The organism is Croceicoccus mobilis, from assembly GCF_001661965.1.
Taxonomy (GTDB): Bacteria; Pseudomonadota; Alphaproteobacteria; order Sphingomonadales; family Sphingomonadaceae; genus Croceicoccus; species Croceicoccus mobilis.
This window is the reverse complement of sequence record NZ_LYWZ01000011.1, coordinates 235,744-254,656: the sequence shown is the minus strand read 5'-3', so window position 1 is coordinate 254,656 and position 18,913 is coordinate 235,744. Positions and strand designations below refer to the sequence as shown.

Annotated in this window: 18 protein-coding genes; 9 read left to right on the top strand and 9 right to left on the bottom strand. The window is 63.7% G+C overall.

What is annotated here, in order from left to right:
- Positions 1–15 precede the first annotated feature (15 nt).
- From A9D13_RS03930 to trxB, 4 genes are all read left to right on the top strand, one after another.
- Positions 16–1,311 (top strand): L,D-transpeptidase family protein, encoded by a 1,296-nt coding sequence (locus A9D13_RS03930; protein ID WP_066770372.1) that lies wholly within the window; start codon positions 16–18, stop codon positions 1,309–1,311.
- A complete protein-coding gene (locus A9D13_RS03925) occupies positions 1,308–2,021 on the top strand; it encodes a M23 family metallopeptidase (protein ID WP_229665524.1) in 714 nt (237 codons plus the stop codon). Before A9D13_RS03930 ends, A9D13_RS03925 begins: the two co-directional genes overlap by 4 nt.
- Before the next feature lie 9 nt (positions 2,022–2,030).
- Positions 2,031–2,462, top strand: coding sequence for a cupin domain-containing protein (locus tag A9D13_RS03920; RefSeq protein ID WP_066770370.1), 432 nt, complete (start codon positions 2,031–2,033; stop codon positions 2,460–2,462).
- A 102-nt stretch (positions 2,463–2,564) separates the two neighbouring features.
- Positions 2,565–3,533, top strand: a complete 969-nt coding sequence (gene trxB, locus A9D13_RS03915; protein ID WP_066770368.1) for a thioredoxin-disulfide reductase — start codon at positions 2,565–2,567, stop codon at positions 3,531–3,533.
- A 16-nt stretch (positions 3,534–3,549) separates the two neighbouring features.
- Here trxB and A9D13_RS03910 read toward each other — a convergent pair whose 3' ends face one another.
- The gene (locus tag A9D13_RS03910) at positions 3,550–3,831 is read right to left on the bottom strand and encodes an acyl carrier protein (protein ID WP_066770365.1); all 282 of its coding nucleotides are present in this window, start codon (positions 3,829–3,831) and stop codon (positions 3,550–3,552) included.
- Between the two features lie 78 nt (positions 3,832–3,909).
- Between A9D13_RS03910 and A9D13_RS03905 the strand changes: the two genes are divergently transcribed.
- Both A9D13_RS03905 and A9D13_RS03900 read left to right on the top strand, forming a co-directional pair.
- Entirely contained in the window at positions 3,910–5,448 is a 1,539-nt protein-coding gene (locus A9D13_RS03905; RefSeq protein ID WP_066770362.1) for an acyl-CoA ligase (AMP-forming), exosortase A system-associated, read from the top strand.
- Complete coding sequence (locus A9D13_RS03900; protein WP_066770360.1) at positions 5,445–6,668, top strand: pyridoxal-dependent decarboxylase, exosortase A system-associated; 1,224 nt, start codon at positions 5,445–5,447, stop codon at positions 6,666–6,668. The genes A9D13_RS03905 and A9D13_RS03900 overlap by 4 nt, the downstream gene beginning before the upstream one ends.
- Here the strand turns inward: A9D13_RS03900 and A9D13_RS03895 are convergent.
- The 5 genes from A9D13_RS03895 to A9D13_RS03875 all read right to left on the bottom strand — a co-directional run bounded on the left by A9D13_RS03895 (position 6,665) and on the right by A9D13_RS03875 (position 11,359).
- The gene (locus A9D13_RS03895) at positions 6,665–7,360 is read right to left on the bottom strand and encodes a pirin family protein (protein ID WP_066770357.1); all 696 of its coding nucleotides are present in this window, start codon (positions 7,358–7,360) and stop codon (positions 6,665–6,667) included. The two genes, A9D13_RS03900 and A9D13_RS03895, sit on opposite strands and share 4 nt — an antisense overlap.
- Positions 7,361–7,481: 121 nt before the next feature.
- A complete protein-coding gene (zapE, locus tag A9D13_RS03890; protein WP_066770356.1) occupies positions 7,482–8,597 on the bottom strand; it encodes a cell division protein ZapE in 1,116 nt (371 codons plus the stop codon).
- Between the two features lie 3 nt (positions 8,598–8,600).
- Positions 8,601–8,999 carry a PaaI family thioesterase gene (locus tag A9D13_RS03885; protein WP_229665521.1) on the bottom strand — a complete coding sequence of 133 codons (399 nt, stop codon included), beginning with the start codon at positions 8,997–8,999 and terminating at the stop codon, positions 8,601–8,603.
- Between the two features lie 68 nt (positions 9,000–9,067).
- Positions 9,068–9,853 carry a succinate dehydrogenase iron-sulfur subunit gene (locus A9D13_RS03880; RefSeq protein WP_066770353.1) on the bottom strand — a complete coding sequence of 262 codons (786 nt, stop codon included), beginning with the start codon at positions 9,851–9,853 and terminating at the stop codon, positions 9,068–9,070.
- A 129-nt stretch (positions 9,854–9,982) separates the two neighbouring features.
- Entirely contained in the window at positions 9,983–11,359 is a 1,377-nt protein-coding gene (locus A9D13_RS03875) for a lipopolysaccharide biosynthesis protein (protein WP_066770351.1), read from the bottom strand.
- Positions 11,360–11,485: 126 nt separating this feature from the next.
- Between A9D13_RS03875 and A9D13_RS03870 the strand changes: the two genes are divergently transcribed.
- Entirely contained in the window at positions 11,486–12,238 is a 753-nt protein-coding gene (locus A9D13_RS03870; RefSeq protein WP_066770349.1) for a phosphocholine cytidylyltransferase family protein, read from the top strand.
- Positions 12,239–12,250: 12 nt separating this feature from the next.
- Here A9D13_RS03870 and A9D13_RS03865 read toward each other — a convergent pair whose 3' ends face one another.
- Together A9D13_RS03865 and A9D13_RS03860 are read right to left on the bottom strand one after the other, a co-directional pair.
- Entirely contained in the window at positions 12,251–12,679 is a 429-nt protein-coding gene (locus A9D13_RS03865) for an HIT family protein (protein WP_066770507.1), read from the bottom strand.
- Positions 12,680–12,684: 5 nt separating this feature from the next.
- On the bottom strand, positions 12,685–13,812 hold the full coding sequence (locus A9D13_RS03860; RefSeq protein WP_066770509.1) for a CDP-alcohol phosphatidyltransferase family protein: 1,128 nt from the start codon (positions 13,810–13,812) through the stop codon (positions 12,685–12,687).
- Positions 13,813–13,915: 103 nt separating this feature from the next.
- Between A9D13_RS03860 and A9D13_RS03855 the strand changes: the two genes are divergently transcribed.
- A complete protein-coding gene (locus tag A9D13_RS03855) occupies positions 13,916–14,695 on the top strand; it encodes a nucleotidyltransferase family protein (RefSeq protein WP_066770348.1) in 780 nt (259 codons plus the stop codon).
- Positions 14,692–15,414: an SDR family NAD(P)-dependent oxidoreductase gene (locus A9D13_RS03850; protein ID WP_172808089.1), complete on the top strand. Its 723-nt coding sequence runs from the start codon at positions 14,692–14,694 to the stop codon at positions 15,412–15,414. Before A9D13_RS03855 ends, A9D13_RS03850 begins: the two co-directional genes overlap by 4 nt.
- 60 nt (positions 15,415–15,474) lie before the next feature.
- Here the strand turns inward: A9D13_RS03850 and A9D13_RS03845 are convergent, their stop codons facing one another.
- The gene (locus tag A9D13_RS03845) at positions 15,475–18,285 is read right to left on the bottom strand and encodes a ribonuclease E/G (RefSeq protein WP_066770344.1); all 2,811 of its coding nucleotides are present in this window, start codon (positions 18,283–18,285) and stop codon (positions 15,475–15,477) included.
- Positions 18,286–18,913: the final 628 nt, after the last annotated feature.

Below are 18,913 nucleotides of genomic sequence, written 5' to 3'. Positions count from 1 at the left end.
AGCGAAGGGAAAGAAATGCCGATCCGCCGTACCGCCGTTCAATTCTGCGCGCCGTTCGCGCTGGCTGTCGTGCTGGCTGGTTGCAGCCAGAGCGAAGAACCGGCCGAGGAGACCCAGACAGCCCCTCAGCCGGAAGCCGACGACAATTACGCCGATGAGATGCGCAGCGACGACAGCGCCGCCGCATCGCCCGATGTCATTGCCGACAGCGAAGAGCGCCCGGTCATGCAGGCGCAGGTCATCCTTGACCGGATGGGCTTTTCCCCCGGCGTGATCGACGGGCAGATGGGCATGAGCACCGAAAACGCGCTGCTCGCCTTTCAGGAGGCGAACGGGCTGACCGAATCCGGGGAACTGGATGATGCGACCCGCGCCGCGCTGCTTGGCTCCACCGCGCTTTCCGAACAGGGGCCGCAGGTGAATGCCGATGGTGAGATCGAAAATACGCCGCAGCCTACCGCGACAGCGCCCGGCGCGCATGCTGTCCCCGCGACCCGCGTAGTGACGATCCCCGAAAGCTTTGCGGTTGGCCGGTATGAAGCCATTCCCGACGATGCCGCCGATCAGGCCGAGATGACACGGCTCGGGTACGAATCGCTGGATGAAAAGCTGGCCGAAAGGTTTCACACGACCGTCGACACATTGATGATGCTGAACCCCGATGGCCAGCCGGCGGGTGCGAAAGCAAAGGGTGAAAAGCCCGCCGCACCGGATGAGGCGGAAGAGGAAGATCCCAACCCGACCGATGACGCGAGGCCGGGGCCGAAAAGCCACTTCAAGGCAGGACAGCAGATTCGCGTGCCCAATATCGGCGCCGATTTCATAGATGCGAACAAGGACATCGCCAGCGACTGGCGCGATACGCTGCGCACATTGGGCGTCGGGAGCGAGCAGCCCCATGCCGCGCGCATCGTGGTCGACAAGTCGGACGATACGCTGATCGCCTATGACGAGGACGGCAAGATCATTGCCGCGTTCACCGTAAGTTCCGGCTCCAGTCATGACCCGCTGCCGATCGGGGACTGGAAGATCCTTGGCGTCGCGCATAATCCGCCATTCGCTTATGATCCCACCCTGTTCTGGGATGTGCCCGACACGGCGGAGAAGCAGCAGCTGCCGCCCGGCCCCAATGGCCCGGTCGGCGTGGTCTGGATCGACCTGTCCAAAGAGCATTATGGCATTCACGGCACCAGCGAGCCGCAGACGATTGGCCGTGCGCAGAGTCATGGCTGCGTGCGCCTGACCAATTGGGATGCGGCCCGGCTTGCCGAAATGGTCGACCAGTCGACCGAGGTGCATTTCCAGAAATGAGCACGGCAGCATCAGACACGAAGCCTGTGAGCGGCTCTGCCAAGGGCGGGCTGGTGCGCGACATGCGGCTGGTGCTGGTGACTGCGGGCTTTGTTTCGCTATTCTGGCTGGTCGTTGGCGGGCTTTTGATGGGGTGGCTTTGGCAAAGGCCGGATGATGTGGTCGAGACGCCCGTAAAGCCGAATGCGAGCGTTTCCGACGAAGATGGCGACACTCTCGACATAAGCGCCAATGCCCCTGCGGTTCTGGCGCCGCAGGTCACTGCGGCGGGCGCTCGGCTTGCGATACCCGTCGCTGGAGTGGAAGCGGCGCAGCTGACCGACACCTATACCGACGCGCGCGGAGCAGGGCGGGCCCATGATGCGATCGACATCATGGCACCTGCCGGAACGCCTGTGCTGGCCGCGAGCGGGGGGATGATCGAAAAGCTGTTCCTGTCGGACGATGGAGGCAAGACCATCTATGTCCGCAGCCCTGATGGATCGCGTGAATATTACTACGCCCATCTTCAGGCTTATGCTCCGGGACTGGCCGAAGGACAGGCCGTGGCCACCGGCGATCTGCTGGGCACAGTGGGATCGTCGGGCAATGCCGATGCGTCCGCCCCGCATCTGCATTTCGCGGTGAACGCGATGAGCGAGAGCGATGACTGGTACGAAGGCACGCCGATCAACCCCTATCCATTGCTGGCGGGCGCTTCGGCGCGCTAAGGGCAGGGCATGAGCAATGCCCAGGACATCATCACCGCCCTTTCCATGCAGCCCCATCCCGAAGGCGGCTGGTACAAGGAGACATGGCGCGAAGGAGAGGGCCGCGGGCTTGCCAGCGGCATCCTCTACCTCATTGAGGAAGGGCAACGCTCACACTGGCATCGGATCGACGCCGCGGAGATGTGGATCTACAACGCCGGATCGCCGCTAACACTCTCAATCGCGTCGGGCGATGATGGTGAAACGGTCGTGCCCGACGTCATCCTTGGGCCCGATGTCGTCGCTGGGCAGCAGATCCAGCATGTCTATCGACCCGGCGAATGGCAGGCTGCCCATGCGGCAGCGGGTTGGACGCTGGTAAGCTGCATCGTGTCGCCCGGTTTCCGCTTTGAGGGGTTTGAACTGGCTGCGCCCGACTGGGTACCGGCGGCGTCTCGCTGACCACCATACCGTACCCTGTCCACAAGGACTGGGCATTGGGGCATTGCATTGCACGGCTTGCCCCCTAGATCGTGCCCCAGACTTACGAACGGGAACAGATTCATGACCACGCACACCACCCGCATGCTCATCATCGGTTCGGGGCCCGCCGGGCTTTCCGCCGCGATCTATGGCGCGCGCGCCGGGATGGAACCGATCGTGGTGCAGGGCCTGCAGCCCGGCGGACAGCTGACCATTACCACCGATGTCGAGAATTATCCCGGCTTCCGCGACGTGGTGCAGGGCCCGTGGCTGATGCAGGAAATGCAGGCGCAGGCCGAACATGTCGGCACGCGCATGATGTGGGACACGATTACCAGCATCGACATCAAAGGCGGCTCTCCGTTCAAGGCGGTGGGCGACAGCGGCGATGAATATGTCGGCGACGTGCTGGTCATTGCCACCGGCGCACAGGCCAAGTGGCTGGGCGTAGAGGGTGAGCAGGAATTTTCAGGCAAGGGCGTTTCGGCCTGCGCCACCTGCGATGGGTTCTTTTATCGCGGCAAGAAGGTCGTCGTCATCGGCGGCGGCAATACCGCCGTGGAAGAGGCGCTGTACCTCACCAATCATTCCGACGATGTGACCCTGATCCACCGCCGCGACGAACTGCGTTCGGAAAAGATCCTCGAAGAACGCCTGTTCGCCAATCCCAAGATCAGCGTGTTGTGGAACAAGACGGTCGAGGAATTCCTTGGCGACGAGAAGGGTCTCAACGCCCTGCGCCTGAAGGACACCGTGACTGGCGAGACCAGTGAATTTGCAACGGAGGGTGCTTTCGTCGCCATTGGTCATGCGCCTGCGACCTCGTTGTTCGAAGGACAGCTGGAGATGGACGAGAGCGGCTATCTGGTGGTCGAGGCGGGCACGCCCAAGACCGCCGTACCCGGCGTGTTCGCCTGCGGTGACGTGATGGATCATACCTATCGGCAGGCCGTGACGGCGGCTGGCACGGGCTGCATGGCGGCGCTGGATGCGGAACGCTTCCTTGCCACGCTGGATTTTGCGAAGGCAGAGGCGGAAGCGGCCGGCTGATTGCCTGCCGAAACGCTTAATCCGGGCGGCGCGCCATCACGAAGGTGAGGAGCGCGCCATAGGTCTCCAGCATATCGCCGTCGACGTCATCGTCATCGATGATGAAGCCGAAGCGATCCTCGATCTCGGTAAGAAGGCCCATGACGGCCTGCGAATCGAGTTCGGGGATAGCGCCGAACAGTTCGGTATCCGCATCGAAACCGGCCACGCGTTCCTTGTCCAATGCAAGGACATCGACAAGAATGGCGCGCAGCTTGGCGTCGGAGGATTCGGTGGCGGGCGGTGTCGTTTCGGTCATGACGGTGGCGGGCCTTAGCTTTTGCGAAAAGCACTGGCAAGCGTGGCGCATGTTTCAAGGAATGGTATCACCCCGGCAATGACCCGTCAGGCACACCCCGAACCGCTCGATCACCTGCCGCTGAAAGGGCGCGGCGATGCCCCCGCGCTAATGCTGAAGGGCGAGGTCCTCGATTATGCCGCGCTGGAGGCGTTGACCGGGAAACTGGCCGCATGGCTGGTGAATGCGGGGCGTGAGAATGGCTGGGAAAAAGGCGCGCGTATCGCCAGCTGGGCAGGCAAGGGGCTGCTGACCTGCCTGATTCCGCTTGCCGCGCCGAGAGCGGGATTCGTGCATGTGCCGGTGAACCCCGTGCTGAAACACGCGCAGGTGGCGCATATATTGTCCGACAGCGGGGCACGGGCGCTGATCGCCAATTCGGGCAGGCTGGGTGCGCTGGGCAATGGCGATGTGCCGCCCTCATGCCTTTCCGTCGATGAAAAGCAGGTGCTGGAGGAAGCGGAGCAGTGCGATCCGCTAGCTCCCTCGGATGCCGATCCACAGGATCTGGCGGCGATCCTTTACACCAGCGGTTCGACCGGCAGGCCCAAGGGCGTGATGCTGTCACATGCAAATATGTGGCTGGGGGCCGAAAGCGTTGCCGAATATCTGGGGCTGGAGCCTGACGATCGCGTTCTTGCCGTCCTGCCCTTCGCTTTCGATTACGGCCAGAACCAGCTGCTATCGACATGGTATGCGGGCGGGGCCGTGGTGCCGATCGACTATCTGCTGCCGCGCGAAGTGGTAAAGGCGGTAGAGGCGAGGCAGATCACCACGCTGGCCGCCGTCCCGCCGCTGTGGGTGCAATTGCTGGAGCAGGACTGGCCCGAGGCCGCCATCGCCCCGCTGCGCCGCCTGACCAATACCGGAGGCGCCTTGGGAGAGCCGCTGGTGCGCCGCCTGCGCGCGACGTTTCCCGATGCGCGCCTGTTCGCCATGTATGGCCTGACCGAAGCCTTCCGATCCGCCTTCCTCGATCCGGCGTTGATCGACACGCACCCCACGTCATTCGGCACGGCCGTCCCATATGTCGAGATCATGGTCGTGAACGATGCCGGACAGCCAGCGAAACCGGGCGAGGAGGGCGAGCTGGTGCATGCAGGCCCGTTCGTGGCGCAGGGCTACTGGCAGGACCCGGAGCGCACGGCAGAGCGGTTTCGGCCCGCCCCCGCGTGGTCCGAATATGGGGGCACGGCGGTGTGGTCGGGCGACCGTGTGATGCGCGATGCGGATGGCCTGCTCTATTTCGTGGGCAGGCGCGACGCGATGATAAAGGTGCTGGGCCAGCGCGTCAGCCCGCAGGAGATCGAGGATGCGGCCATCGCCACCGGCATTGTCGCAGAATGCGTGGCACTGGGTTTGCCGGATGAGAGGCTGGGACAGGCGGTCCACCTGATCGCGCGAGCGGCGCCGGATGCGACGGGCGATGTGACCAAGCAACTGGCCGCCGCCCTGCGTAAGGAGCTTCCCGCCTATATGCTGCCGCAGACCATCCATTGGCGTGACGAACTGCCACGCGGCGCGACGGGCAAGCTGGATCGCGCTGGCCTGAAACAGGAACTGGAGGTTGCGCAATGAAACCGATGGGCCCCATTCCGGCAGGTTTTGCCGGCAGCAATGGCGAATTGCTGATCGGTGGGTGCACTGCCAGCGATCTGGCTCGTGAAGGCACGCCGGTCTTCGCCTATGATCGCGCCATGCTCGCAGCCCGCGTCGCATCGCTGCGCGAGGCCATGCCCGGCCGCTTGGCCATGCATTATGCGATGAAAGCCAATCCCCACCCGGCACTGCTGCGATATATGGCGGAGCTTGTCGATGGCTTCGACATCGCATCGGGCGGCGAATTGGCATTGGCGCTTGAGGCCGGGATGGATGCGGACCGGATCAGCTTTGCCGGGCCGGGCAAGGACGATGGCGAGATCGAAGCTGCAATCCGTACCGGCGTGACGCTCAACACGGAATCAGCGGCAGAAATCCGCCGCGCGCTGGCCATCGGCGAAAGCCTTGGCACCGTGCCCCGACTGGCGATCCGGGTTAACCCCAGCTTCGACATAAAGGGATCGGGCATGAAGATGGGCGGCGGCGCCAAGCCATTCGGCATCGACGCCGCGCTCGTCCCCGATCTGGCGCGCGAAATCGTGGCGAGCGGGGCCGTTTGGCGCGGGTTTCACATCTATGCGGGCAGCCAGGCTCTCGATGCCGAAGCCGTGATCGCGACGCAGGCGGCAACGCTGGCGCTGGCCGCCGAACTGGCGGAGGCGGCGGGCGTGGATGTGCCGCACTGCAATCTGGGCGGCGGTTTTGGCATTCCCTATTTCCCAAGCGATACGCCGCTTGACCTGACCGCAGTCGGCGCGGCGCTGGGCGATGCGCTCGCGTCGATGCCCGACAGGCTGGCCGATACGCAATTCGCCATTGAATTGGGGCGCTATCTCGTGGGGGAGGCGGGGGTCTATCTGACCCGCGTGCTCGATGTGAAAGAAAGCCATGGCGAGATATTTGTCGTCACCGATGGCGGATTGCATCACCAGCTGGCGGCATCGGGCAATTTCGGCACGGTCGTGCGGCGCAATTATCCGGTGGCGGTGGCCAACCGGTTCGGTGAACCCGCGATCAATCAGGAGCAGACGGTCGTCGGACGGCTGTGCACGCCGCTGGACATCCTCGCGAACAAGGTCACCCTACCCGAAATCCGGGTGGGCGACCTTGTCGCTGTGTTCTGCGCGGGAGCCTATGGCGCAAGCGCGAGCCCCGCAGCTTTCCTGGGCCATGGCCCGGCGCGAGAGCTTCTGGTCTAGCGCGTATCGACGAGCAGCAGCTCGACATCATCCTTTGCGGTGATGGTCAGGCTGTCTTCCCCTGTCACCGCGATGCCGTCGCGGCCATTGGCGGTCTTGCCATTGGCCTTCACCGAACCGCCGACCGGCACGGTGTAATAATGGCGCGCGGGATCGAGCGGCAAGGTGATCGTGTCGCCCGCCTTCACTGTCGCGGCCAGAACCCGCGCATCGGCGCGCAGGGGCAGGGCCTCGCCCGTCGGATTGCCGCTGGCAACCGTGACCCAGCTGCCCGCCCGGTCGCCGCGCGGGAATTCGCGCTGGCCCCAGCCGGGCGCTTCGCCGGCCTGATCTGGCAGGATCCAGATCTGGAACAAGGTCGTGTCTTCGGATTCTAGGTTATATTCGGCATGGGTAATGCCGGTGCCCGCGCTCATCACCTGCACGTCGCCTGCCGCCGTGCGCCCTTCATTGCCCAGCGAATCGCGGTGGCTGATGGCGCCGCTGCGCACGAAGGTCACGATCTCCATGTTCTGGTGCGGATGCGGGGGGAAGCCGCTGCGGGCCTGGATCCAGTCGTCGTTCCATACGCGCAGACGGCCCCAGCCCATCCGGGCGGGATCGTGGTAATTGGAAAAGCTGAAATGATAGCTGGTGTCCAGCCAACCGTGATTGGCCTTGCCCAGCTGGTCAAAGGGACGGATCTCAAGCATGTGTTCTCTCTCTTCGGCGGGGTTGTCCGGCCCTGCAATCGGCACGGGGCCGCCGGTAACGATGGAGAGATGGCAGGTCTGGAGCGTCCTTCAAGAAGGCACAAATATGTGACCTTGGCGTCTACTGTTCCCCGTGTCCGCGCGCGAGATAGTCAGCCGACTGCATTTCCATCAGGCGGCTGACGGTGCGATCGAACTCGAACGCGCCATCGCCGCTGGGGTACAGGTTGGCCGGCTCCGCATCGGCCGTGGCGACCAGCTTGACGCCGTTTTCGTAAAGCGCGTCGATGAGTGTGGTGAAACGCTGCGCCTCGTTCCGCATTTCGGGGCCCATGATCGGGATGCCGACCACGATGACCGTGTGGTAATGCCGTGCAATCGCAAGAAAATCGGACGATCCGCGCGGCTGTTCGCACAGCCGTTTGAAGGAAAACACGGCCACGCCTTTCAGGCTCTTTGGAACCCACAGGGTTCGCGATTCCCCGACGGGAAGGTCATATCCGGTTACATGGGCAGCATCTTCGGGCGGATAGTCGGTCAGGCGGAAAAAGGCCTGCCGCGCCTTGGCCGTGGCCTCGTCGCCAGTGGGGCTGTACCAGACATCCATGCCGCCAAGGCGCTGCAGGCGGTAATCGGTCGGGCCGTTCAGTGTCAGCGTGTCCAGCTCCGCCTCGATCAGGTGGATGAAGGGCATGAACAGCCCGCGATTGATGCCGTCCTTGTACAGATCGCTGGGCGGCCGGTTCGACGTGGTGACGACGACCACGTCCTCCACCTCGATCAAGGCGGTGAACAGGCGGCTCATGATCATGGCGTCGGCGGTATTCTTGACCACCATCTCGTCAAAGCACAGGCAGCGGATACCGCTGGCGAGCTGTTTGGCGACAGGGCCGATGGGGTCACCCGCTTCCTTCTTGCGCTCCTCGCGGATGCGCTGGTCGACCTCCAGCATGAACTCGTGGAAATGGACGCGGCGCTTGGCCTCGATCTCCAGCGTGTCATGGAACAGGTCCATCATCATGGATTTGCCGCGACCGACATCGCCATACATATAGACGCCGCGCGGGCGAGGCGGTTTCTCGCCCTTCAGCTTTGCAAAAAAGCCTTGCTTTGGCGGCGGAGCCTCAAGCTCGTCCTGAAGCTGCGCAAGCCGCAGGATCGCAGCGCGCTGCTCGGGGTCGCGGCGAAGCTCTCCTGCTGCGATCAGCGCGTCATATCTGGCGACAAGGCCCGACACCGGTCAGCCCGCGATCTTGCGCTGCAGCGCGGTAAAGCTGGCCACGACATCGTCATCCTGCACGACCACGCCGCGGGTAAAGGTCATCCGCCCGGTTTCGCGGGTCAGCGTCACCAGCGCATCGAGCGGGCGGTCAAGATCGCCAGGCGCCACGAATTGCGTCTGCAGGTCGATGGTCGCGACATTGAGATCCGTCTTGCCCGTCAAAAGCATGGTGGCAGGAAAGATTGCGCTATCGATCAGGCTGAGGATCGCGCCGCCATGATAGACGCCGTTGACGTTACGGTGATGCTCCAGCGGTTCCAACCGGACGCGCGCGCATCCGTCGCTTTCGGCACGGACGAAAAGCCTGCCGAGCACCGAGCCGACGAAATGGTCGGCAGCGCCGATTGTCCAAGTCATCCAGCCCGGCCGTTGATCAGCCGGATTCAGAAACGCAACCGCCATCAGTTCCGCAGGTTCCGCGTCGATCAGACGAGGCGCTCGGCTTCCATCTTCTTGATTTCGGCGATTGCCTTGGCGGGCGAGAGGCCCTTGGGGCAGACATTCGCGCAGTTCATGATGGTGTGGCAGCGATAGAGGCGGAAGGGATCTTCCAGCTCGTCAAGACGCTCACCGGTCATTTCATCGCGGCTGTCGGCCAGCCAGCGATAGGCCTGCAGCAGGATGGCCGGGCCAAGGAACTTGTCCGAGTTCCACCAGTAGCTGGGGCACGCGGTCGAGCAGCAGGCGCAAAGGATGCACTCGTACAGGCCGTCGAGCTTGCCACGCTCTTCCGGCGACTGCAGGCGTTCCTTGCCCGACGGAGTCGGGGTCACGGTCTGCAGCCAGGGACGGATCGAGGCGTATTGCGCGTAGAAATGCGTGAAGTCGGGGACGAGATCCTTGATCACGTCCATGTGCGGCAGCGGCGTTATGCGCACTTCGCCCGAACCGCAATCCTCGATCGCGGTGGTGCAGGCGAGGCCGTTCTTGCCGTTGATGTTCATCGCGCAGGACCCGCAGATGCCTTCACGGCACGAACGCCGGAAAGTAAGCGTCGGGTCCATTTCGTTTTTCATCTTGATGATGGCGTCGAGGACCATCGGGCCGCACGCGTCGAGATCGATCTCGAACGTATCATAGCGCGGGTTTTCGCCGCTATCCGGATCGTAGCGATAGACCTTGAACTTCTTCACCTTCCCGCCGGTTTCCGACGCGTGAGTCTTGCTCTTGCCGGTGATCTTGCTGTTCTTGGGGAGGGTAAAGGTGGCCATGTGCAATTCTTTCGGTTGCAAAAGACAGATCGTCGGGGCCCCGGTTAGCCAAACGTGCCGCGCTGCACAAGCTGCCATTCTTGCTAATTTTGCCAGTTGTGGATGCGACCGGTCCGGCCACGGGCCGACTTATGGGCCGGCGGGGGGCGGTTCGGCGGGTTCCTGCGCGCGCGCCGCGCGATCCTCTCGCGTTAGCCGGCGCAGCACGATGAAGGTCAAAAGACCCATGGTGAAATACAGCACCGCGCCGCCGGTCGCCACGCCCCATGCCGCGCCCTGCGCCCCTGCGACCGGAACAAAGGCGAGGATACCCGCAGCCGTGGCGCCGACCGCGACGAGCCGGGCGGCAAGCGAATATTTCGCCTTCCCGGTAGAGTGCAGCACCGGTTCGAAGGCGACGCTTGCAAGTTCGAAGCTTGCCCCCACGACCAGCGCGATCAGGATCGGTTCGCCGCCGGAGAACTGTTCGCCGCCCAGCAGTTCAAGCAGCCAGCGCCCCGCCAGCACCACGATCAGCACCACGATGGCGCTGCCGCCACCGGCCAGCACGCTTGTCTGGCGGATGAGCTTCCTGAAATCCTGAATGGCGGATGTGACGCGCGCCCGCGAAATCTCGGCATAGGCGGCGCGGGCGAGCAGGGTGGAGAATTTCGCCAGCCCCTGCGCCAGCTGCTGCGCCAGGCGATACAGACCCGCAGCGCGCGTGCCGAGAAGATAGCCGACAGCCAGCAGCGGGCCATTGCGATAGGCAGCCTCGAGCGTGGAGGACAGGAAGGTGACGATGAAGAATTTCACCACGCCGGGATTGTCCTTCAGCGCGCCGGTAAAATCTTTCAGCCGTGACAGCCGTATCGCCTGGGGGCAGAGGCGACGGGCGAGGATCCAGTAAAGCGCGGCTTCGAGCAGATCGATCGCGGCCCATGCGATCAGGAAGCGCACGAGGCTCGGCCCCGTCAGCCATATCGCCACCGCAGCCAGCAGGCGGCCCAATGGTACCACCGCCTCGACATAGATCGCCATGTCGAATCGGTCGAGCGCGCGGACCACCCCGGTCGGCGCTGAGCGCAGGGCCCAGAGCGAGGCGACATTGAACCAGAAAGCCGTGGTGATGAGGCTTTTGTTCAGGCCGAGCATGTCGGCAAACTGGTAAAAGGCGAGATAGGCGATCCCGCAGCCGATCATCGCGCCCACCACGTCGAGCACGCCGGCCAGCATGGAAAGCCGGCCGAACCTGTCCCACTGCCCGTCATGCACATGTTCGGCGCCAAAACGCACGACAACGCGCCATGTCTGGAACCCCGCCACCGCGATCAGCGCCTGCGAAGTGCCAAAGATCAACGAGAAGTGGCCGAAGTCCTTAAGCCCTAGGGTGCGGGTAAGGATCGCCAGATAGACCAGTGAACAGACCGCGCCGAATCCCTTGCCTCCCAGAAGCCAGCCAAGATTGGCAAGCATCCGGCCCAGCATGGAACGGTCTTCGTTATGTTTCGGGCGCCGGCGCGACATGGCGCGCTGATTGGCCGATGAATGCGCAGGAGGCAAGCGGGCACGATCACAGTGTCCCCGTAATGCGACGGATGGCGACACGCCGGGAATTGCCGTTTGCGCCCTTTGCCACTATTGCGCGCCGCCATGATCGAACATGCAATCCTGTTGAGCGCGGGCCAGGGATCCCGCCTGCTGCCGCTGACCGCCGAGCGACCCAAGTGCCTTATCGACTTTTCGGGCCGCACTTTGATTGAATGGCAGATCGAGATGCTGGCCCGCGGTGGCGTCAAGAAAATCGACATCGTCACCGGTTTCAAGACCGACGAGGTCGAGCACGCGATTTCGCAGATCAACGATCCGCGGGTGGAGATCACCTGCCACTTCAACCCGTTCTTCAAGGTCGCCGACAACCTCGGCTCCTGCTGGATCGTGCGCGAAGAGATGAAGGGCGACTTCCTCATCCTCAACGGCGACACGCTGATTTCCGAGGACATCGTGAAAAAGGTGCTGGCAGGCGAGGACGGCCCCGACGGACCGTGGCCCATCGCCGTCACGGTCGACGTGAAACCCGCCTATGACAGTGACGACATGAAGGTGCTGCGCGAACCCGATGGCCGCCTGCTGCACATCGGCAAGACGCTGACGGCGGAAGAGACCAATTCCGAATCGATCGGCTTCCTCGCCTTTCGCGGCGAGGGCGCGGAACTGTTCCGCGAAGCCGTGCGCACCAAGATGCGCGAGCGCGACGGGGTCGAGCACTGGTATTTGAAGGTTATCGACACGCTGGCCCCGACCGGCAAGGTCGGCACCTGCTCGATCGAGGGAATGCACTGGGCCGAGGTCGATTTCCTGACCGATATCGAAACCGCGACCGCGCTTACCGATACCTGGAACTGAGCGCGGACCCGTTCAGGCGAAAAGCGGTTTTAGCGCGGCGGTCAAGGCTGCGACGCGTTCGTCGTCAAGCGTGACTGCCGTGCCGAGATCAGGCAGCTTCGGCCAGCCCGCATCGGGGAATTGCAGCCCCTCGAATTCACGCTTTCCCTCGTAGCGGGGGATGACGTGGAAATGGACATGCGGGTCGACCATCATCAGCATCAGATAATTGATCTTGGTGTAATCGACGAAGCTCTTGAGCGCCGCTTCGATGGCCGAGGTAACCTGCTTCAGTTCCGCGTGCGCTGCGGCCGGTAACGCACCGAAATCGGTCGCCTCGCTCTTGGCGGCCAGCACCAGCGAGCCCAATGTCGGCTGGGCCGGACGCAGCAAGGCCACCCAGTGGTCATATTCGGCGACCAGAGTTGCCGGGTGGCCGAAGCGGGTAATCGTCTCGTTCATCGCGCTCATCCTTCCGAAAGCCAGCTGGTAAGTTTGCCGTCGCGCCCGCGCACGATTTCCGCCTGCAACAGACGGATCGCGTGGATCGCGCAGGACACCACCGTCCACCAGGCGACCGCCACTATGCCCCAGTCGGGGCGGGCGAAGAGCATGGAGACGAACAGGATCACCATATTGGGATTGCGCCGCGCGGTGATCAGGCGGAACCAGCTGTCGAAACGCCTCCAAACGTGAATATGCATCCTGCCGTTGCGGCGCATGAATACCCCTTCGATCACGCGCTGCAGCACATAGCCGCCCTGGATCGCGATCATGATCGACACGAAATTCTCCGGGCTCAATTCAAGCCCCCAATAGACTAGCCCCGTCGTCCAGAACCACCACCAGAACGGCGGGTGCACCAGGTCGATGCCATGGTCGAAGATATTGCCCCACCAGCTGGAGGTGACGGTGCAGCGCGCCAGCTTTCCGTCCACCGTGTCGAGCACCATGAACACCAGCCCCACGGCCATGCCCGTCCAGTAATTGCCCAGCGCGAACATATAGGTCGCATAGACGCACATGACGGCGCCGATGGCGGTGACCATGTTCGGGGTCATGCCCAGCTTCGCCGCGATGCGGGTGAGGACGAGCGCGACTTCCGGCCAGAGATATTTGGTCAGAATGTCGGTCACGCCTTTATACGCGCCGAAATAGCTCGCCCGTTCGATTGTGCGGATCGTTTCGGGGGTGAGAGGCATCAGGAACGGCGTCTCGCGCTTCCTAAGCTGCTTGTTCTCGATCGTGGGGCCGCTTTCATAGGCGATGACCTCGAAGTCACCGCCTGCCAGCGCCCGGCTTTCCGCCATTGCGGCACAGACCTGCTCCGCCTCGGCCGGGGTGCGCGCATGGGCGAGGGCGGGCACGCCGCCCATCGTCAGCACCATGCCCGGATTTGCCAGCACATGCCTGAACCACGCCGGGTCCCATGCGAAATCGTCATTGGCGATCACCGCGCCGGAATCGGATTGCGGCACCAGCCCATTGGCCGCGCCGATACGGCGCGTGCGTTCGCGATTTGAGAGGCCCCAGATCGGGGTCGGGTTGTCCCCCACGCTGGCCATGGCCACGGCGGGCTTTGTGCTTTCGGTCATGGGATGCGCGATAGGCAGGACAATGGAAAAGGGCAACAAGTCGTGTGGGTCAACGCCCGGTTCGGGGGTGATTGCCAAAGGATAAGCCGCTAGACGAAGCAGCATGACCGAATTGACAGCCACCATGCCCGGACACGCCCTGATCCTTGCCGGATCCCGCCCCGGCGGCGATCCATTCGCGCATGAACAAGGTGTCGCGCACAAGGCCCTGATCGAAATTGACGGCATGACCATGCTGGCGCGGGTTCATGCGGCCCTGTCCGCGGCGGGCTATGCCTGCGTCCATGTCTCTGCCGATGACCCCGCAGTGGTTGAGGAGGCGGCGCGTCTGGGCGCGACCGTCGTCGCCCCTGCCGCAGGGCCCAGCGGCAGCGTCGCGCGCGTGTTTGCGCTTACGGGAGCGCCGCTGCTGGTGACGACCGCCGACCACGCATTGCTGCGGCCCGAATGGGTTCGTGATTTCCTTGCCGATGCGCCCGCCGCCGATGTCGCCATTTTGCTGGCGGAACGCGGCAAGGTGGATGCCGCGGTCCCCGGCACCCGGCGTACCTGGCTGCGCTTTGCCGATGGTGACTGGTCAGGATGCAATCTTTTCCTGTTGGCGGGTGACGGCGCGCGCAGGGCGCTAGAAGTCTGGAGCGGGGTGGAAGCGGATCGCAAGCGGCCCTGGCGGATCGTGCGCCGATTGGGCATCGGGACCATGTTCTCCTATGCTATGGGCCGGCTCTCACTAGCCGAGGCGGTGAGGCGGCTTGGACAGCGCAATGGGCTTTCCGCTGCCGTGGTGCCTGCGCGCGATGGCGAAGCGGCGATTGATGTGGACAAGGCGGAGGACCTGACGCTGGCCCGCCGCCTGCTGGCGCAGCGCGGGGATGCGGCATGAGCGGGCTGCGCTGCGCCGTTTTTGGCGCATCGGGCGGGATCGGTGCGGCGCTTGTCGATGCCCTCTCCGACCGGAAGGATGTCGAGGAAGTCTATGCCTTGATGCGAAGCCCCGGCCGCAAAGGCGAGAAGGCCACGCCACTTGCGTTTGACTATGGCGATGAAGGAAGCATCATCGCTGCGGTAGAACGCATGACCGGCGATGGTCCGCTTGACCTCGTCATCGTCGCCACGGGCCTTTTGAGCCGTGGTGACGAAATCCAGCCGGAAAAGACATGGCGCAGCCTTGATGCCGAAGCCATGGCGGAAAACTTCAGGATCAACACCATTGGCCCTGCGCTGATCGGCAAGCATGTGCTGGATCATTTGTCACGCGAAGGCCGCCCGCTGTTCGCGGCATTGTCGGCACGGGTGGGTTCGATCGAGGATAATGGGCTGGGCGGATGGCACAGCTATCGCGCGGCAAAGGCGGCGCTAAACCAGATCATCCGCAATTTCGCCATCGAACTGCGCCGCCGCAACAAGCGGGCCGTCGCGGTCGCCCTTCACCCCGGCACGGTCGAGACAACCTTGTCCGAGCCATTTCGCGGCAATGTTCCCGATGAAAAACTGTTCACTCCCGAATATGCGGCGGCTTGCCTGCTGTCGGTGATCGACGGGTTGAGCGCAGGGGATAGTGGCGGCTTCTTCGCCTGGGACGGCAAACCGATCCCGTTCTGATCAACGAAAAGGGCCGCCCCTGAAGGAGCGGCCCCTTTTCATTGACGCAGGCGTAGCGGCTTAGTTGCCGAAGGTGCGCTGCCACCAGCCGCGGCGCGGTTCACCATCGCTCTCGCTCGCGGCTTGCTGATCGCCACTTTCCGTGGGTTCGTCATTGGCCGCGACCGGGTTTTCGGGTTCGGCGGTCGGCTCGGGAGACGGCGCAGGGGTTTCCTCTGCCACCGGCTCGGCTGCGGGCGTCGCTTCCGGTTCGGGAGCAGCCTCGACTGCAGGTGCCTCCTGTGTGGAAGCCTCCTCGGCCTTTGGCTCTTCCTTCTTCTTGCGAGTACGGCGGCGCTTGGGCTTCTCCACGGCTTCGGGAGCGGCCTCGGCATCGGCGGCACGCGTCTCGGTTTCGCCTTCGGCCGGCGCTTCCGCTGCAGGCTCTTCCTTCTTCTTGCGGGTGCGGCGACGCTTTGGCTTTTCTTCCGCAGCTGGCGCTTCCTCAGCCGGAGCATCCGCTGCCGGATTCGCTTCGGCAGGTGCCTGTGCTGCGGGCGTTGCTTCAGTTGCCTCTTCCGACGCTGCTGTCTGCGCTTCAGCTTCGCTCGGCGCTTCGCCTTCACCGGAATCGCTGTCGCCGGTTTCGGTTTCGCCGGTTTCGCTTTCGCCACGATCAGACTTGGTCCGGCGACGACGACGGCGCTTCTTGGGCGCCGCGTCCTCTTCGTTTTCCGGCGTAACTTCGGCTTCTACCGGCTCCGACTTTTCGGTTTCGGCCTCATTATTGTCCGAACCGTTATCGTCGTCATTGCCATTTTCATTGCCGGTCTCATCGCCCTGTTCGCGATTGCGGCCACGCTTGCGGCGACCGCCACGGCGCCGACGGCGCTTACGACGGGGCTGGCCGTCATCGTCGTCACCGCCGCGCTGCGAACGTTCGTCGTTCTCATCCTCGTCATCCTCGTCGGAAACGTCGTAATCGTCTTCCGGCTCGGCGATGGGCTCGAACTTGGGCGCATTGGTCGGGCGCGGGCCCGAAGAGCCGACGCGCATCTTGGCGCCTTCGTCCTCGCCCTCGGGCAGGACTTCGACATTGACGCCATAGCGGTCCTCGATCTCCTGCAGGTCGCCGCGTTTGGCGTTGAGGAGATAGATCGCGGCCTCGGTGCTGGCGTGGAGCGTGATGATCGTGCCCTTGCCCTTGGCGGCTTCGTCCTCGATCAGGCGCAGCGCCGACAGGCCCGCGCTGGATGCGGTGCGGACAAGGCCCGAGCCGTCGCAATGCGGGCAGGTGCGGGTGGTCGCTTCCAGAACGCCGGTGCGCAGGCGCTGGCGGCTCATCTCCATCAGGCCAAAGCCCGAAATGCGGCCAACCTGAATGCGCGCGCGATCGTTCTTCAGTGCTTCCTTCATGCACTTCTCGACCTTACGGATCGAGGAGTTGTGCTCCATGTCGATGAAGTCGATCACGACCAGACCGGCCATGTCGCGCAGGCGCAGCTGGCGGGCGATTTCCTTCGCCGCTTCCATATTGGTGTGCAGCGCGGTCTGCTCGATCCCGTGCTCCTTGGTCGAGCGGCCCGAGTTGATGTCGATCGACACCAGCGCCTCGGTCGGGTTGATAACGAGATAGCCGCCCGATTTCAGCTGGACGACGGGATCGTACATCGCGGTCAGCTGATCCTCTGCGCCATAACGCTGGAACAGCGGCACGGGGTCGGCATATTGCTTCACCCGGCGCGCATGGCTGGGCATCAGCAATTTCATGAATTCCTTGGCCGATTTATAGCCTTCCGGCCCCTCGACCACGACTTCCTCGATGTCGCGATTATAGATGTCGCGGATCGCGCGCTTGATCAGGTCGCTGTCCGAATGGATCAGCGCGGGCGCAGACGAGCGCATCGTCGTCTCGCGAATCTCGTCCCACAGGCGGGCGAGATAATCGAAGTCGCGCTTGATCTCGGTCTTGGTGCGCTGAAGCCCTGCGGTGCGCACGATGCAGCCCATGCTCTTGGGCAGGCTCATTTCCGAGACGATCTGCTTCAGTCGCTTGCGGTCGGCTGCGCTCGAAATCTTGCGCGAAATCCCGCCGCCATGGCTGGAGTTCGGCATCAGCACGCAATAGCGGCCCGCAAGGCTGAGATAGGTGGTGAGGGCAGCGCCCTTGTTGCCGCGCTCTTCCTTTACGACCTGCACCAGCAGCACCTGGCGGCGCTGGATCACATCCTGGATCTTGTAGCGGCGACGCAGCGCCAGACGGCGCGCGCGCGCATCGTCGGCAGCCTTGGAACGGCCCGAGCCGCCCTTGCGCTGACCGCGGCCACGGCCCTTGCGACCGCGGCGGCCACGACCATTGCCTTCTTCACCCTCGTCCGAACTGTCATCCTCGTCATCGGAGGAATCGTCGTCGTCGCTGTCGTCGCCCGAAACCGCGCCGTCTTCGATCGTCGAGACGCTGTCGTCCTTTTCGTCGGAGACGTCCTCGACCCCGTCACCGGCCATTTCCTCGGCCAGCGCGTCGCCGCTTTCGTCGTCGTCGGAGCCGCCATCGTCGTGATCGTCGTCGTCGTCCTCGGCGCGCAGGCGTGCCTCTTCGTCGGCGACCTCCTGCTCCGCGGCGAGAAGCGCGTCGCGATCTTCCTTGGGGATCTGGTAATAGTCGGGATGGATCTCGCTAAAGGCGAGGAAGCCATGCCGGTTGCCGCCGAAATCGACGAAGGCGGCCTGCAGCGAGGGTTCGACCCTCGTCACCTTCGCCAGGTAGATATTACCCTTTATCTGCTTGTGTTCTGCCGACTCGAAGTCGAATTCTTCAATCCGGTTGCCTTTTAGCACCGCCACCCGCGTCTCTTCCGGGTGGCGCGCATCGATAAGCATGCGCGTGGTCATTGATGGATCTCCAAGCGCGCTGTGCCGCCAGCGGTCTTTCCGACCGGGCGGGTGTGTTTGCGCGACTATTCAGTGAAATGCGCGCCCTGATGGCAGGCTTGTGCCCGCTTTCCGGCGCGAAACGATAAGAGCCGGTGCGCGCTTTCATATGCGCGCCCGGCGGCGAAAATTCTTTAGTCCGCGAGGCGGTGTGGAAGGATGCGTCTGCGGCAGCGGCGACGATCCCAGCGGCCCTGCAAAGCAGGTCGGTCGCCGAAATCCCCGAATCGATGCCCATACTTACCTTTTCCATTCCCGCCCGGCGTCATTGTCCGGGGTGCGCGTCAGGCGGCCCGTGCTTGTCTGCGGCTTTTCCCGTCGCCGGGTTGACATGGCCTGCAGTGCATCGAGGCGCCGGAGCGCAGCTTGTCGGCGGAAAAGGACCGGGCCCTTGCGATACGTCGGCCCCGCTCGGGGGCCGTCGGCAGCGATATGTGCCGACTTGCGTTCGCCAGGAAATCCGATCCTCCCGACATTGTCACGCTAGCACCGGGATTGCGGTTCGGCAATAAAAAGCCTTGGGGCTGTTTAATTCTTCCCGATCCGGCCTGAACGTGGGCGGAATGGCGCAGCCCGGCGATCTCTGGTG

Excerpts from the sequence above, each read along its gene's own strand:
- A9D13_RS03930 (WP_066770372.1), top strand. The coding sequence starts at position 16 with ATGCCGATCCGCCGTACCGCCGTTCAATTCTGCGCGCCGTTCGCGCTG.
- A9D13_RS03925 (WP_229665524.1), top strand. The coding sequence starts at position 1,308 with ATGAGCACGGCAGCATCAGACACGAAGCCTGTGAGCGGCTCTGCCAAG.
- A9D13_RS03920 (WP_066770370.1), top strand. The coding sequence starts at position 2,031 with ATGAGCAATGCCCAGGACATCATCACCGCCCTTTCCATGCAGCCCCAT.
- trxB (WP_066770368.1), top strand. The coding sequence starts at position 2,565 with ATGACCACGCACACCACCCGCATGCTCATCATCGGTTCGGGGCCCGCC.
- A9D13_RS03910 (WP_066770365.1), bottom strand. The coding sequence starts at position 3,831 with ATGACCGAAACGACACCGCCCGCCACCGAATCCTCCGACGCCAAGCTG.
- A9D13_RS03905 (WP_066770362.1), top strand. The coding sequence starts at position 3,910 with ATGACCCGTCAGGCACACCCCGAACCGCTCGATCACCTGCCGCTGAAA.
- A9D13_RS03900 (WP_066770360.1), top strand. The coding sequence starts at position 5,445 with ATGAAACCGATGGGCCCCATTCCGGCAGGTTTTGCCGGCAGCAATGGC.
- A9D13_RS03895 (WP_066770357.1), bottom strand. The coding sequence starts at position 7,360 with ATGCTTGAGATCCGTCCCTTTGACCAGCTGGGCAAGGCCAATCACGGT.
- A9D13_RS03885 (WP_229665521.1), bottom strand. The coding sequence starts at position 8,999 with ATGACTTGGACAATCGGCGCTGCCGACCATTTCGTCGGCTCGGTGCTC.
- A9D13_RS03880 (WP_066770353.1), bottom strand. The coding sequence starts at position 9,853 with ATGGCCACCTTTACCCTCCCCAAGAACAGCAAGATCACCGGCAAGAGC.
- A9D13_RS03875 (WP_066770351.1), bottom strand. The coding sequence starts at position 11,359 with ATGTCGCGCCGGCGCCCGAAACATAACGAAGACCGTTCCATGCTGGGC.
- A9D13_RS03870 (WP_066770349.1), top strand. The coding sequence starts at position 11,486 with ATGATCGAACATGCAATCCTGTTGAGCGCGGGCCAGGGATCCCGCCTG.
- A9D13_RS03865 (WP_066770507.1), bottom strand. The coding sequence starts at position 12,679 with ATGAACGAGACGATTACCCGCTTCGGCCACCCGGCAACTCTGGTCGCC.
- A9D13_RS03860 (WP_066770509.1), bottom strand. The coding sequence starts at position 13,812 with ATGACCGAAAGCACAAAGCCCGCCGTGGCCATGGCCAGCGTGGGGGAC.
- A9D13_RS03855 (WP_066770348.1), top strand. The coding sequence starts at position 13,916 with ATGACCGAATTGACAGCCACCATGCCCGGACACGCCCTGATCCTTGCC.
- A9D13_RS03850 (WP_172808089.1), top strand. The coding sequence starts at position 14,692 with ATGAGCGGGCTGCGCTGCGCCGTTTTTGGCGCATCGGGCGGGATCGGT.
- A9D13_RS03845 (WP_066770344.1), bottom strand. The coding sequence starts at position 18,285 with ATGACCACGCGCATGCTTATCGATGCGCGCCACCCGGAAGAGACGCGG.